Origin of the sequence: Kitasatospora sp. A2-31, from assembly GCF_022288725.1 — a bacterium.
GTDB lineage: Bacteria > Actinomycetota > Actinomycetes > Streptomycetales > Streptomycetaceae > Kitasatospora.
The window spans coordinates 75,138-90,011 of sequence record NZ_JAKNTA010000005.1; the positions used below are offsets into that span (position 1 = coordinate 75,138).

General features: G+C 69.6%; 9 protein-coding genes. 3 read left to right on the top strand and 6 right to left on the bottom strand.

Annotation, left to right across the window (positions count from 1 at the left end):
* The first annotated feature begins 107 nt into the window (after window positions 1-107).
* From MCM47_RS15475 to MCM47_RS15485, 3 genes are all read left to right on the top strand, one after another.
* Entirely contained in the window at window positions 108-1,658 is a 1,551-nt protein-coding gene (locus tag MCM47_RS15475; protein WP_238862193.1) for a NaeI family type II restriction endonuclease, read from the top strand.
* Window positions 1,659-2,075: 417 nt separating this feature from the next.
* Window positions 2,076-4,658: a hypothetical protein gene (locus MCM47_RS15480; protein ID WP_238862194.1), complete on the top strand. Its 2,583-nt coding sequence runs from the start codon at window positions 2,076-2,078 to the stop codon at window positions 4,656-4,658.
* A gap of 225 nt (window positions 4,659-4,883) precedes the next feature.
* On the top strand, window positions 4,884-5,513 hold the full coding sequence (locus MCM47_RS15485) for a transposase (protein WP_238862195.1): 630 nt from the start codon (window positions 4,884-4,886) through the stop codon (window positions 5,511-5,513).
* A 197-nt stretch (window positions 5,514-5,710) separates the two neighbouring features.
* On the opposite strand, the gene MCM47_RS15490 is transcribed toward MCM47_RS15485, so the two are convergent.
* The 6 genes from MCM47_RS15490 to MCM47_RS15510 form a co-directional block, all read right to left on the bottom strand.
* Window positions 5,711-8,716, bottom strand: coding sequence for an NACHT domain-containing NTPase (locus tag MCM47_RS15490; protein ID WP_238862196.1), 3,006 nt, complete (start codon window positions 8,714-8,716; stop codon window positions 5,711-5,713).
* 489 nt (window positions 8,717-9,205) lie between these two features.
* Window positions 9,206-10,015 (bottom strand): tyrosine-type recombinase/integrase, encoded by an 810-nt coding sequence (locus MCM47_RS44020; RefSeq protein WP_374209134.1) that lies wholly within the window; start codon window positions 10,013-10,015, stop codon window positions 9,206-9,208.
* A 130-nt stretch (window positions 10,016-10,145) separates the two neighbouring features.
* On the bottom strand, window positions 10,146-10,631 hold the full coding sequence (locus tag MCM47_RS15495; RefSeq protein ID WP_238862197.1) for an NUDIX domain-containing protein: 486 nt from the start codon (window positions 10,629-10,631) through the stop codon (window positions 10,146-10,148).
* Window positions 10,632-11,268: 637 nt separating this feature from the next.
* Entirely contained in the window at window positions 11,269-11,763 is a 495-nt protein-coding gene (locus MCM47_RS15500) for an NUDIX domain-containing protein (RefSeq protein WP_238862198.1), read from the bottom strand.
* A complete protein-coding gene (locus tag MCM47_RS15505; protein WP_238862199.1) occupies window positions 11,760-12,833 on the bottom strand; it encodes an NUDIX hydrolase in 1,074 nt (357 codons plus the stop codon). The genes MCM47_RS15500 and MCM47_RS15505 overlap by 4 nt, the downstream gene beginning before the upstream one ends.
* Before the next feature lie 1,138 nt (window positions 12,834-13,971).
* Window positions 13,972-14,763 (bottom strand): maleylpyruvate isomerase family mycothiol-dependent enzyme, encoded by a 792-nt coding sequence (locus MCM47_RS15510; RefSeq protein WP_238862200.1) that lies wholly within the window; start codon window positions 14,761-14,763, stop codon window positions 13,972-13,974.
* Between the last annotated feature and the right edge of the window lie 111 nt (window positions 14,764-14,874).

A 14,874-nucleotide genomic window follows, 5' to 3' on the forward strand; every position in this document is an offset into this window, starting at 1 on the left:
AGTGCAGCCGGGAAGGGGCACGCGATAGGGTAGTCCCAATTCAACTGAGAAAACCATGAAGGAAGAGAGAATAGAGGCCGATGTCGGGGAATCGAGGCGGGCGCCCGATGGGCGTGCCACGCGGCACGTCCGCTGCGGAGAAGGAACTCGTCGAGCACCTGCGGCGGTTGCGCGCCAAGGCGGGACTGACTGTGGCACAGGTCCACTTCAGGATGCCGGAGCTGATCGGTGGCAAGAAGAAGCCAGGGCTGTCGACTCTCCACAGGCGTTTGGGCGGCTCCCATCTCCGCAACGACGTGAGCCTGGTCCGGGCCGTGATCGGCGTTTGCGTCACAGACTCCAAGGAAGCCCAAGCGGCTTGGAGCACAGCGGAGGAGTTGCTACAGAAGTCGTGGAAGCGACCGGTCCATTCCGGCCCCGGCCGGGACGACGAAGCGGTCGCCGCCGACGACTGCAGAGCCCACCTCCTGAAGCTGGTGGCGGTTCAGGACCGCCTGCTGGAGGCCAACGCCGCCCTCGACGCCGCGCTCCAGGGCAGGCTGGAAGCCGAAGCAGCGCTCACTCTGCGCCTGGGGCCCGTCGAAACCGAACTCGCCGCTTTCGAACGCCAGTTGCTGGTCGTCACCGGTGAGCGGGACGCGGCGCTCCAGGCCACCCAGGAGGCCCAGCGCCGGATCTCGTCGCTGGAGTCCCTCCTGGCGGCGGCCCAGAGGGCGGCGCCGACTGGCCGCACCGAGCGCCGACCGGCGGATGTGTCCCAGACCGGCCCGTCTGCCGACGAGGACACGGAGATCGTCTCGGTCCAGCAGGAGCTGGTGCGGCTCGACCCCCGGGGGCAGCGGATGACGGCCGTTGTGGCCCAGGCGATGGGACGGCTCCTCGACGGGGAGCACACCGGACGCTACCGCTGGGAAAGCCTCAGTAAGTTCGAGAAGGCAACGCTCGGACAGGTGGTCGAGAACCTCCTGCGCCATGAGTTCCAGTTCGAGCACGGCAACGGGCTCGATCTCACGGTCGCTGGCACCGAGGTGGACGTGAAGGTGTCAACCGGCCAGAGCTGGATGATCCCGCCGGAACTCGTCGGCGCTCTGTGCCTGCTGGTTGGCCTCGACACCCGGAGGAACTTGTGGAGTCTGGGCTTGGTGAGGGCCACTCCTGAGACCCTGGCCGGCGCGTCCAACCGGGACGGCAAACGGATGTTGAGCGGATCAGGGCGCAGGGCCATCACATGGATCCACCGCGACATCCCCTTTCCGGGAAGCGTGCTGGCGACGCTTTCGGAGGAAGAGGCGGAAGCGGTCCTCTCGGATCCCAGGGGGCAGCTCCGAGTGGAGTCGCTGTTCCGCGCAGTGCAGCGCCGCCTGGTGCCCCGGTCGGACATCGATGCCGTTACACGGCAGGCCAACGGACCAAGGCGGATCCGCGAGGCCAGGGAGAGGCTGGCAGCGGACGGCATCGTCGTTTTCGGCGAGTGGCCCGACGACGCCGAGGCTGCCCGGGGCCTGGGGCTGCCCGTACCGGGGCGGGAAACCTGGGTGAGTGCCCGCCTGGCGCCTGCCGAGGACGAGAGCACGGCCCGGTCCGTCCTCCTCGGGGCGAGTCGATGGAGACTGGCGCTGCCGTCCGACCCGCCGGTTGCCATTCCGAGGCTGCGTTGAGAGGGAGTGCCTCAGCAATGGCGCGGTCCGGACTGTCGGCGGGGGCCTCAGCGGGGAGGTCGAAGACCGTGCCGGTCTCTCGGCGTCCGACCAGGCCGGTTTGCCGCAGGTAGGTGTTGAGAACGGCGAAAGTCACTCGATTGAGTGAACGCTGTCGGAGGGATGAAGCTGCCAGCGAGCACCTGATGGCAGAGTCCACAGCACACGTCGGTGGCTCATCCCCGGCGTCCGCCTCATGCCGCCGCCGGCGGAGCAGGAAACCAGTCGAGAGACCCCAGGCCCATGGTGCTGTTCGGGTTGATCCTTCTGCGGGCGCCGGCAGCTGGGTTGTATGAAGCGGAACGAGCCTGACGACCACTGTTGTCGGCCCCTATCCGCTGCCGCGAGGCTCCACCTCGGGCGCGTGTCACGCGCCTGGTGGTCGGGTGCGTGCTGACACCCAGCCTGGGCTGGGAGAGGACAACTCCCTTGGCAACCAAGCGGCCGGAAGGCATGTACCCGTACATCGGTACCGATCTGTGGGGCGAACGACTCGCGGACGCCGTCGAGAACATCTGCGAGCAGGAGGGCGTGATCCCGCCCCCGCGCTCCGCGATCACCGAGGGTCTCGCCACCGCCCTCGGCGACACCGAGATCAAGAAGATCGTCACTACCACCCGCGGCAAGAAGGTCCTCATCCCCTCCGCCTGGCGCGTGGTCAACTCGGGCAACGACAAAGTGCTCCTGCTCCTATGCGACGTCCACGGCGCCGCCGTGGTCCCGTGGGACCTGAACGACCGCACGGTCAGTTCCTGGGCCCCGCCCAGCCCGGAAGCCACCCGGCGCGTCTCCGAACTCGTCGCCGCAGAAGCCGACGTGGAGAACGCGGCAAAGGCCGTGAAGCTCGCCGAGAAGGAGCGAGACGTCCGGCGACGCGCGCCCAGCGACGACCAGCACGCCGCAGCGGCCCTCGCCGCCGCTGAGGAGAAGTACGCACAGGCCACCAAGCGGGTCCGGGAGGCCGAGCGCACGAAGGCCGCCCTGCTCGCCACGCTCGGCCAGCGCCGACCCCGCCCGGTGGTCCACGCGGCCCAGGAAGATGAGGAACCCAGGTCCGCCCTCGTCCTCGCTGAGCAGCCGTACGAGGTGGCGTTCCACATCAACGGCTACGCCGTGGACAACCTGCGCCGCTCCGGCAAGACCCGCGGCTACGACCTCGCCGAGTCCTTGGTCGCAGCCGGCCAGCTGACGCGCGGCATGAGCGTCCTCCAGCAATGGCAGGTCACAAACGAAGACGGCGGCACCTCCCGGCTGTGGCGGATGGTCGCGGTGACCGCCAACAACCGCGCGCTGGCCCGCCTCGACATCTTCGGTCTGCGTTCCGAGCATCTGGTTACTGGGATGCCCCAGTCTGCTGTGCCACTGCCCAAGGGGCCGAACGACCCTGGTGTCCTGCTGCTCAATCAGCGGGAGATTCTCAACCGCGTCTCGCACGCCTTCAACGAGGCCAGCGCCTCGGAAGCGACGGAGCCGGACCACAACGCGCTGCGGGCGATGAAGATCGCCACCGTGCCGACCGAGATCGTCATCGGTTGCAGCAACCCGACCGCCCTGGAGCACGTCCTGCGGGCGCTGAACGTCAACGACCACCTGCGCGGCATCCAGCCGTACGACGAGGACGCGCGCCTGATCGCCCTGTTCGCCACGCTCGTCGACGCCTACGTGAAAGACGGCAGGCTCGGCCCAGTGCTCGCGGACGCCTTCCCGACCGCACAGGGTGCAGAGCTGCTGGACCTGGGAGGCGTGCGCGACGCTCTCACCGCGAACGGCCCACTCGACCCGCTGGCACCGCTGCTGCCAGCCGACGAAAAGGTCTCGCCGGTCACCCTGCGGGACATCGCCATCCGGGCGATCACCACCCTGGTCTTCCCGGACGTACCTCCTGCCGGACCGCAGACGGCCAGGCGCCAGGTTCGGGACACCGGACTCGATTGGCCGATCGTGCGGGCCGCCCTGCAGGAAGCGCCGTGGAGCCAGGTCCGCGCCAAGACCGCGGAAGCGCGTACCAGGCTGTGGTCCGCCGCCGTCGCGCAGCTGTTCCTGCACCGCGCCAACATCCTGTCCGCCCTCGGCATGTTCGGCACGACGGAGGTCAAGGACGGTTCCGGGCAGGACCCGCGGCCGCTCAAGGAGCTACTCCTCGGTGCCGAGGCGGGAGACGCCACCGCGTGGGAGGCATTGGTGCGGCGGATGGCACCCGCCCTGATCCACGCGCCCGAACCGCTGATCACTCCGGGCCAGGGCAGTGAGGCGGGCGAGGGGCGCAAGGGCGTGCGCCGTACCCCGACCAATGCTCTCGCGGCTCTGACACTCGCCTACACCGAGGCGGTGCCGGGCGTCAGCAGGGCGCTGCTGCTCGCGTTCGCGCGGTCCGTGCTGCAGCACCCAGACGCGACTCAGGCACCCGAAGCCCCCGACGGCGGGCTGCCGGTCTGCTACGGCGAGAGCCTCTGGGGCGAGGAGGACCGTACCCCGATCGTGCCGGGGATGGTGCTCGCTCCCGACCTCAACGGTGACCCCACCTCCTACGTCGCCGACAAGGAGTGGTTCGACCATCTCTTCCCGACGGAGTTGGGCCGTGCGTCCCGAACGGGTGGCGCCAGCGACGGAACGACCAGCACCGAGGCCGGCTCAGACAGCAGCGGCGAGCCGTACGACGCCACCACAGTGAACGGACAGACGCCGCCCGCGGACCCGCGCGACCGGCTCACGGAACTCCGGCGGGAGCTGCCGGCCCGGATCGAGCTGGCGGAAGGCATCTACCAGCGGGCGATCGACGCGGCCAATGCCCTCCTGGCAGACTTCGACGAAGCGAGCCGGCTGCGCCTCCGGCTTGGCGAGGATCCGCTGCCTGCCGACCAGCGGATCCAGTGGATGGAACGCTTGGCGCTCGCCCGGGGGAAGGCGCAGGAGAGCGCGACGGTGCTCAGCCAGGCGGAGACACTGATCCTGCAGGTGTAGGTCTTGGCGTGCTCTCGGTCGACTGCTGCCCTTCCGCGCCCTGTGAAGACCCCTTCTTCTCGGGCAGGAAGGGCAGTGGTATGACCGGAGATGATGAACGGTGTGGTAGGCCAGCGCCAGGTCAAACGGTTCAGGCACTCCCGGGTGTCGGCGGTTCGGCTTAGGCGTGAACCACGCCGAACGTGAGAGCGGATCGGGCTGACCGGCCTCAAATGTCGGACCCCGATGAGCACACCTGCTGGTGCGGTGCAAGTCCGGACGCAGGCTGCCGCCGGTAACCCACTGCGGCGACGGCTCGTTCCTGGCCCGGCTCGGTACACTTACCGTCCGCGTCATCGACGCCGAAATCAGCATCATCATGTCCCGGGGACCCACACCGGCCACTACCGGCTGCTGACCACCCTCACCGATCCGTCGGCCCACCCGGCCCGTGAACTCGTCCGGCTCTACCACGAGCGCTGGGAGATCAAGACGGCCTACGCGGAGCTGAAATCCACGATCCTGGGCGGACGGGTCCTGCGTGCCCACATCGCGGCCGGGATCGAGCAGGAGGTCTGGGCACTGCTGGTCGCCTATCAGGCACTGCGGACCGCCATAACGGATGCAACTGACAGCATCGCGGGCACCGACCCGGACCAGGCTGGCTTCACCGTCGCCCTGTCCGCTGCCCGCGATCAACTCGCCCTGGCCGCGGGCATCATCGCCGACACCGTGATTGACCTGGCCGGCGTCATCGGCCGCCATGTGCTGGCCCAACTCCTGCCCGAGCGGCGGGTCCGCAACAGAGACCGCATCGTCAAACGAGCGATCTCCAAGTACAACGCACGCGGATCCGCCATCGACCGGACCACCTAGAAAGCCACGATCAGCATCAACATGCTTACAACCGACCCTTGACGCCGCCCAGATCGCCCTAGCTGAACGGCGTTGCTACTAGATGACCATCACGGGATCAGTCGGGGAGGTGAGCCCTCCGTATTGTTCACAGATCTTGAGCATTGCCCACCTCCCCTTGATCTGCTTCGGCTGTCCGCCGGCCTACGACGCCGTGACTACTGCTTCACCCTTTCCCAGAAGCTGAGGATCTTTGGGTCCTCAGACGTTTCGTCAAGGATGATCGCGGCACCGAGGTTTAGCCTCAGGCGGACCTTCTTGGAGCCCTTGGCCGCGAGGTTCTCCAACCGGGCCAGATCGGATTCGCGAAGCGCACTGATGAAGGGCTTCCACTCGCCCTCGTACTCCTGTGTCCACTTCAGGCGGTGGTCCTCGGGCTGATGGTCGTCCTTGAGGATAAGGGTTGACTGGGCATGCTCCATGAGGTGCCTGAGGTAGTGGCGCGATGCCTCCGTCAATACTGAGTCGGTGCCGCTGGACGGTGCCGGAGCGTCGACGACAGCAGCTCCGCACGTCAACAGTGCCTCAAGGATCTCCTGACGACGGGACCGGTAGCGGTCGGGACGTAGGTAGAGCTCCACCACCTCCTTGTGCACGACGCCGGTCAGCCCCGTCAGATCGGTTCTGCCCACACCTGTCGTGATCCTCTTGACGTGGGTCCCGTCGAGCCTGATGTGCCAGTCGACGGCCGCCGGGAGGATCAGCTTCTCCACGTGGCAGTCGACCAGTTTGGCGTTGTCCGCCTCGATGTCGGTGAGGTCGAGCTGGCCGGCGAAGGTGGCGCCCAGGATCGGCACCGATGGCATCGTCCGGGTGGCCCGGATCACTGCGGACCACATGCTGCCGAGGTTGGTCGCGAGAACTCCGTCGTGGAAGCCCTCGTCCTGGCGCGTCGCCTCCGGGGGGAAGCCGGCCAGCGCGTCGACGATGCGAGCTGCGTCGACCGCCTCGACCACGGCGTTCACGGTGGCCGTCCGCCACTCCGACCGGCTCAGGAGTCGGTGGAAGGCCGCGAAGTGCCGCTCGTCGAGGTGGCGCGTAACGATCCCGGCTAGAAAGTAGTCGAAGAAGAGTTCGTGCTGGAACCGGAACCGCCTGGGACCGTTGGCCGTTGCGCCGGCCGCCAGTCCGCACAGCACCTGTAGCCGGTCCCGGAGGCCTTCCCGGTCGTCCAGTTCCGCCACGTCGGCCAAGTCTAGCGCTATCGTCGCGGCCATCTCCAATTCGTCGGAGTCGACCTCGCGTTCATGGCTCTCGGCCATGATCTCCGCGACATACTCGAACGTGCGCCGCAGTTCGCTGCGGTCGAGGAGCCCCGATGCGCTTCCGGCGATGGGAGTGAGCTTGCGTTCCTCCCGCAGGATGTAGTGGCCCAGGAGTCGCTCGGTGAACGAGGTGGCGGTGCCGGACTCCTGGTTGTAGTCCCCCGCACGGCACATCTCCGCGAAGGCCCGGGCGAAGAAGGGAAGACCGAGTAGTTCCTTGTCCCCGGTGGACAGATTCTGGAAGCGTGACGCCGGGACGCCATAGTCGTTTAGGAAGGAGCGGATCTGATCGGGGGTCCAACGCAGGACCTCGGCGATCCGGTGGCGGACCGCCGCGCCCCCGCCCTTGGCGCGTTGGACACTGGACCGGTACTGGTTCACGTAGTAAGAGGAGCGCGCGGAGACCACCAGAACTCCCCGACCGCCCAGGGCGTTGAGCCAGCCCTTCAGGGATTCGAGGGCATCGCTGTACGCGGCTCCGCCGAGCAACTCGTCGAAGCCGTCGATGAGCAGGGCCACCAGGCCGTTGCGGCAGAGGCACTTGACGCGGTTCTCGTTGAGGTTCTCTGTCCAGATCACGGCGTTGTTGACCGCGGCGTCGAGACCCTCCAGGACCCGGCCGGTGGACCGCACATAGAGGAAGAGCGGGAGGTCGCCGATCGAGTTGCCCTCGTTCCGTTCCACCTCCAGGGCCCGGTCCCGCGCGGCCTTGACCATCGCGCGCGTCTTTCCGATCCCAGCCTCACCGTTGATGAAGACGACCTGGGTGGCCCCCTTCTCCACACCGAGGTCGTCGTCCACGCCGTCGATCAGCTCGGAGAATCCCTGCTGCTGGGCGTTCGTGCCGTCGTAGTCGGTGACCTGGACGCGTGCCTCCCGGTGAGCGGCGATCTCTGCCTTCCAGCCGAGCTGCTCGCTCTCCTCGCCGGTGATCTGGCGCTCGATCTGGTCCAGCGTGCGCCGCAGCCGGCCAGCGACGACGGGCCAGTTGGCCAGTCGGCGGAGGTAGACGCGGTAGGGGACCCATGCGTCCTCGTCCTGCCACTGGGGGCCGTCGGGACCGAGGCGGAAGTAGTCCCTGCGGTGTTCGGTGCCCTCGCTGGTCGACTTACCCCACTCATAGCCGAACCCGTGCTCGTGGTCGAAGTACTCCGGGGGCGGGGCGAGCAGGTCGGCAAAGGCCGTGAGATCACTCTCGACATCCCGTCGGAAAGCCTCCCGGAGGTCTGACAGGTGTCGTGGTTTGAGTAACTGGTTGAGCGAGCCCGGGATCGGCCCCGCGCTGAGAGTGGACCGGTAAGCCGGTGCCCCGAAGGCGAGGAACGACGGATCCTTGCCGACGAACCTGGAGAACACGTGCCAGCTGTCGTCCGCCTTCGCGTAGAGGAAGGGCCAGAGTCCGATCTCGGCGTCGGGCCAGACGAAGGCCGGGCGCAACTCCGGGTCGCCCGTGTCGGTGACCGAGACCGTGGCGTTGGCCAGACAGGCCGCGACGATGTCGGAGATTGCCCTGACGAGTGCGTCCACGGTGTCCGACAGACCTGGCGGGACCGCTCCGCCGTGGCTCACGTGGTCGCGCAGCTGTTTGGTGCCCCGGAGTCCGGAGGGAGCGCCAGGTATCCCTTCGTCGTATCGGGCCAGGGCACAGGTTACGGCGTTCCCTACATGGCTTGCCGCGCCACCTGCCTCGGCATCGTTGAGACGTGAACGGAGATCTCGGAGAAGGGAGATCCACTCGCCCAGGCCGGGTGACCGGCCGATCGGGGGCACGGGAAGGCCGCTCGCGCGGAGGGTGGAGGTGGCCAGGAGGGCCAGAAAGCGCACCTCGAAGTCGAGCGCCGAGAAGCTCTCCTGAACACTCCGGGTACCACCCGCAGCGGGGGCGTAGAACCCTTCCATGCGGTGGAACGTCGCTACTGCCGAGTTGGTCATCGATCACCTCAACGCCGAGGTACGGAAATGTCGTTCACCGTCTACCCCGGAGAAGTTAGCACCACGTCGCCGGTGCGTGCGGGAAGCGGTCCACCGGAGTGCGGAGGTCGCGGGACCGCCAAGTGCTGAGGCGACCGGTGGCACTGCCGTTCGCGGGTGCGCGTGTGCACCCCTGCTGGGGGTTGCTATGTGTTCTGTCCTGTGAGGTTGGGGACATCGCGTCGCGCAGCCCGTTCAGGGGGGCGTCGGTCGCCGTCATCAATCCCGGGGGGTGGGAACGGGGTGGAGCCGACGTACGTTGCTTGGACCAGGTCGGTTTGTCGGGTGGCGTTCCGGCTGCTGGTGCGGCCGGGTGATTGCCGGGAGCCGATTCATCTCCAGCGGGTTTGCGTCGAGCATTCCGGCGGCGGGCTGCCTCTCACGCGCCTCTCACGGACTGGGCGCCATGAGGTGGCATCAGGCGTCATGCGTGGCGAACGAGGTAGGCCCTGACCTGCGGGATTCGGACCGCTGAACACCAGTCGGACAGCCTTTCGACCGCTGGGGGTCAAGGGGTCGCAGGTTCAAATCCTGTCGCCCCGACGTATGTGACCAGCGGGTTTGCCCGAAACGGCAGGCCCGCTGTTCTCGTTCGGGTGAACGGTGATGGCGACGTGATGGCCGGGCACATGGCCCTGGTGACGTCCTGCCAGCTACGCGGTGTCCGGAAGGTCTGACGCTTCGCTGTCGGGGGCGGCGGAAGGCAGCGAGGCGTCGTCGAGCGCCTGGCACAGGGCGGTGACAGCATCGCGCGCGGCGTGCGGGACGCAGATGGCCGTAGATGTTGACTGTGGTCGACAACGTCGAGTGTCGCAACGTCCCCGACACTACAGCCAGCGGGACCTCAGAGCTGATCATGATGCTGGCGGCTGTGTGCTGCAGGTCGTGCACCCCGATCCGCGGGAGGCCGATCTCTGCCGACCTGCGGCGCAGCGTGACCAGGAGCTGTTGCGGTCGCAGCGGCGCGCCGTCCGGCTGGCAGAAGACACGAGCCCTTCGAGCGGCGTTCCCTCCGGCAGGCTCGACCGCGCGGCCGACGCCCGCCGCTCCAGCGCGGCGACGACCCGAGCAGACAGGCTGACCCAGTTGCGGCCCGCCCTGGTCTTGGGGTGACCCAGGTGGAGGTGGTTGTTGTCGACGGCGGTGAGGTTCCACCGCACCAGCAGTATTGCGCTCGGTCAGATGCACCTCGGGCCAGCACAGGCCCAGCAGTTCGCCTCGGCGCATCCCGGGCCCAGCAGCACCTCGAAGGCGTCCGCCAGCTGGTCGCCGTAGGTGGGCGAGGAGCCGTAGGTCGACGTTGGCGGGCAGGGCCGCCTGCTCGCTGGTGGGCGGGCGGCGGTGGCGGCCGGGCACGTCAGGTCCCGACCAGGGCGCGCAGGTCCTCCGAGGCGTCCCAGCCGTAGGTGGAGAAGCCCCGGCGGTCGCCGGAGAGGTAGGCGGTGAGGGCGGCGTGGGAGGTGGGGAACATGGGGGTGGGCAGTGCGTCGGCGTCCATCCACAGGACGGCGAGGTGCTTGTCCGGCTCGGTGTTCGTCAGCTCGCCCCGCCACGAGGTCGCGGCGAAGACCGAGAGCAGGAACGGGCCCTTGCCGTCCCATCCGGCCTTGACCTGGATGGTGTGGACCAGCCGCAGGTCCTCGGCGGCGACGACCAGGCCCGTCTCCTCGCGCAGTTCGCGGGCGGCGGCCTCATCGAGGCGTTCGCCGTCCTCGGCCTTGCCGCCGGGGACGGTCCAGGCGGGGACCGTGGACCAGGAGTCGTTGGCGTAGTGGACGCAGGCGACCTTGCCCGCCTTCTCGTCGTGGACGATGACGCAGACGGCCTGGCGCAGGGACTGCATGGGTGCTCCAACCGGTAGGGGGGAGTTGGGGTGTTCACGCGACGGGGTCGGGCCGCGCAGCAGGACGAGGACGGTGCGGGCGGTGACCTCCTCGTCCCGGTGATGGTCCAGGGCCCAGCGCAGGGCGGCGGGGCAGTCGATCGCGGCCCACGCCCGGCACGCCGCCCGCTCCTGCGGGGTGAGGTCGCGCCCGTACCCGGCGGTGAACGCTGCCCGCAGGTCGGGCTGGTGGGGTGTGAGCTGAGGGTGACGCGCAGCAGGTCGCGCCGGGCCGGGGCCTCGACGTGGCTGCGTTCGAAGTCGGTCAGCCCGAGCGTCAGCCGGTCGCCGTCGCGGCGCACGAGCCGGTTCCGCGGGCCGAAGTCGCCGTGGCGGTAGGCGAGAGCGGTGGGGGCGAGCAGAGCCGGCGTCCGGCCTTCGCCAAGGGCCGGTGTGAGCAGCCGGTAGGCGGCGGTTTCCCGTTCTTGCATGAGTGCGTGCTTGTGGCGTTTGGCGAACAGGCGGCGCCCGCCGTCGGCCAGGACCTCCCAGACGCTCGGGTGCCCGGCGAGGTCGTGGGATCGCACGCCCAGCTGCTCGTGCGCCCCTGCCGTTTCGCGTATCAGCCGGCACACGTCGTGGGGAACGGTGGGGGTGCTCACGTCGGCCAGCCGACGGTGGACAGGGTGCGGCCGCGGGTGATCTCGCCGAGCGCGTGGACGGAGTAGGGGACGGTATTGGTCGGGAGTCGGTCGAGCGGCCAGAAGCGCAGTGCGTCGCACTTGTGCGGTTCGGCGTTGCGGACCTGGCCGTCATGGCGGGCGGGGCGGAAGAACAGCTGGAGGCGGCTGCGGCCGTCGTCGGCGTCGAGGTGGTGCAGGGTGTGGACGAGCGCGAGGTCGTCCTCGGCGATGAGGATGCCGAGTTCCTCCTGGGCCTCGCGCGTCATCGCGCGGGTGATCGTCTCGCCGGGCTCCATGTGTCCGGCCGGAAGGTGCCACAGGCCGTTCGCGTAGGCGGTGTTGTGGCGTCGACCGAGCAGCACGGTGTCGCCGTTGAGCAGGACGAGGTGGACGCCGACGACCAGGGTCGGCGGCTCCGTCCGGGCCGGGCGGGGCACGGCGGGACGGCGGGTGCTGTCGAGCGGATTCACGAGGCCCTCCCGGACGGCAGGCCGGTCGCCTCGACGAGCATCGGCAGGTAGTGCTGCATGTAGGGCGGGACCTTGAGGGCGAGCACTTCGTCGAGGGGGACCATGCGCACGGCCAGACCCTCGTCACCGAGCCGCAGATCGATCTCCTCGCCGTCCCGTTCGGCGTGCAGGACGCGGGTGAGCGGCAGGCCGAGGTCGTCGGGCGGGTCGGGGAGGGCCCGCAGTCCGGTGATCTCGATGCCGGCCTCCTCGCGGACCTCGCGCACCGCGGTCTCCTCGGCCCTCTCGTCGGCCTCGCGCCAGCCGCCGACCGGGGTCCATACGCCGGGCCACGGCATGCCCGGCCGGTCTTCGCGATGGTGCATCAGCAACCGGCCGGCGGCGTCGGTGACGAAGACAAGGACGCCCTCGAAGTCGTCGTCGGCCGTAGCGGGGCGCTCCAGGTACAAGGGGACGCCGGAGCGGTGGGCGCGCAGGACCTGGCGGAGCCGTTGGTAGCGGGCGGGTTGCATGAGCCTTCGCCAGTCGTGGGCGGTCTCGAACCGCCACTCGGTGTGCTCGGAGGGGTCGAGCCGGATCCGGGCCTGCTGCCCGGGCGTGAGGACGCCGCCGTCGAAGACGTAGCCGCAGACCGGGACGGGGTACTCGGTGCCGGCTTGTTCGTGGATGACGGCGACCAGGCGGCGCCGGGCGATCACCGCGGGGTTCTCGGCGGCGAGGTCGAGGCGGTAGGCCCGGACGATCACGGTGTCGTCGGGCGCGACAGCGGTGAAGACGAACTGGCGCACGCGCCGCCCGCGCTGGTCGGTGAAGTCGAGATGCCGCGCGTACTCCAGCGGCACGCCGGTGAGCCCGGTCCCGTCGGCCAGCTCGCGGGCCGCGCCCTCGGGCACCGTCTCGCTCTCCTCCCGACCGCCGCCGGGGTACTCCCACAAGCCGGGTAGGACGTCGTGAGCCGACCTGTGGATCATCAGAATCCGTCCCGAGGTGTCCCGGACCACCACGCCGACGCCGATCCGTTCGATGCTCTCGTGCGCGGCGAGGTTCGTGAGTGCGTCGAAGTCGATCACTGAACAGACTCCCCTGAATCGCGGGCCGGTACGGCCGACCGGCCGGAAGAGGTGATGCCGGCGACCTGGCCGGTGGGGTTGTCCACAAGGCCTCCAGACGTGGCTGGTGTTCGAGTGTGTGCGGAGCCGGCCGTCGGCGAACGTCATGGCAAGTGCACACGCGTAAAACTGAGTTGGACGGGTTCGCGCGAACTGAGGTGACTGATGATGGTGCTGTTCGAACGCGGCGCTCAAGCGGATTCCCTCCGGGCGAGCCCGGGTCGAATCAGGACTTTTCGAGCACCCCGCGCGCGTGCTGCGACGCCTCCTCCAACCGGCTGCGCGGGGGTCCGGCAGGGTGGCGGAGCCCGGTGCGCAGGCGGCGAGAGCTCGTTCGAGTGCCGCGCGCCGGCCCGGGTCGAGAGGGCGTCGGACGCCCTCGTGGGCGAAGAGGCCGCGCAGTGCGTAGCCGTCGCCGGATTCACCCGTTCGGCTGGTCAGGTGGGCGAGGAGGTTTCGGGGGGCGGGCGTGTCGGGGTCGGCGGTGTCGACGTCGGCCAGCGTGAGGCGGGTGGTGAGGACGTCCAGGCCCTCGTCCGGCCCGCTGGTGCGGTGGCCGATCGCATGGTCGGCTGCCTGCTGGTCGCCGGGGCGCACAGCGCGGTGAGTACGGCGGTCACCGCGTCCTCCCACGGGTCGCCGGGCTGGTTTGCCCCTCCCGCTGGGCGAGGGCGGCGCCAGGCAGGTCGCCAGTGGGGGCGCAGGCGAGGACGGCGGCCTGGCGGCCGTAGAGGATGCGTCGGCCGATGCCGCGGTGCCCCAGGTGCGGACCTGCGCGGCGACGAGGCCGGCGAGCTCGGCCGGCGTCGGTGCCGTGGCCGACCACGCCGGTCTCGTAGGTACTGGGGCCCTCCGCGGTGGGTTCGCCGTGGCACAGGGGCGGGTAGACGAGGACGCCGCCCTGGACCATGGCCGTGGCGCGGCTCCCCGAGGCGCAGCACGACCTGCTGATCACCTGCGCGGCCGACGGCGCCGAGACTCCGGCACCCGGCCGACCGACCCCGTCGGGTCGAGTGTCGGCGAGCACACCAGTGGGCATCGGCAGCCTCGGACCGGGTGACCCGGTCCGAGGCTGCCGATGCCCGGGCCCTGTGAGGTCCTACTGCTCCGGCTCCCAGGCACGGAGCAGGTCGAACAGTTCGGCGTCGCCTTCGATCCGGATGGCGTCCGCCGTGACGCGGTCGTAGAGGAAGAGGATCAGTTCACCGGCCGTGGCGTGGGCGGAGACACCGGGTGCGTCCGGGCCCGCGCCGTCGGTAACGGTGGGCAGGCGGGCGGTCCGGGCGCCGTCGCCGTCGACCGTGAGGCGCCAGGAGCGCCCCTCGGCGGCGTGGAAGTCGAAGGCGGTGGGCTTGTGCGGCCAGGCGCTGGCCGTCGCGACGCAGGTGAAGAGGAACTCCTCGAGACCGTCGAGGGTCACCTCGACCGGCAGCGGCTGAGGGGCGCCCGCGGCGAGCAGGGCGTCGTAGGTGTGCACCGCGGTCTCCTGGACCCGGTGCCGGGCGACCCCGCCGGAGGTCCGCGGCGTCTGCAGACCACTCCACCACGCCCAGCAGCCGGCGTCCGGGCCCGCCTCCCGCAGCGTGCCGAGCAGCAGCTGCGTCGACTCGTCCAGCCAGGCCACCAGGGCGTCGCGCTCCCGAGGCGGGGCCAAGGCCGCCCGCTCGGCGGCGGCGTCGGCCGGCGGGGCGTCGGCGGGACCCGCGCCGACGATGGCGGCCCAGAACCGGTCGCCTCCGCCCAGGTGCTGCGCCAGGTCGAACAGTGTCCACTCGGGGCAGGTGGGCACCCGGGCGTCGAGGTCGGGTGCGGAGGCGACCGCGGCACGGAACGCGGTCGACCGTTCGTCGATCAGCCGCAGGAGGTCGGAGAACTCGAGAGTGTTTTGCACCCGGGGTGTCTATCACCCTGCTCAGCCCACGGGAAGCGATTATCCCCGGCCACCGCGCCACCGGCACAGCACGGGCCCGCTGGGGGCGCAGACGCGGACTGCGTTCAGCGT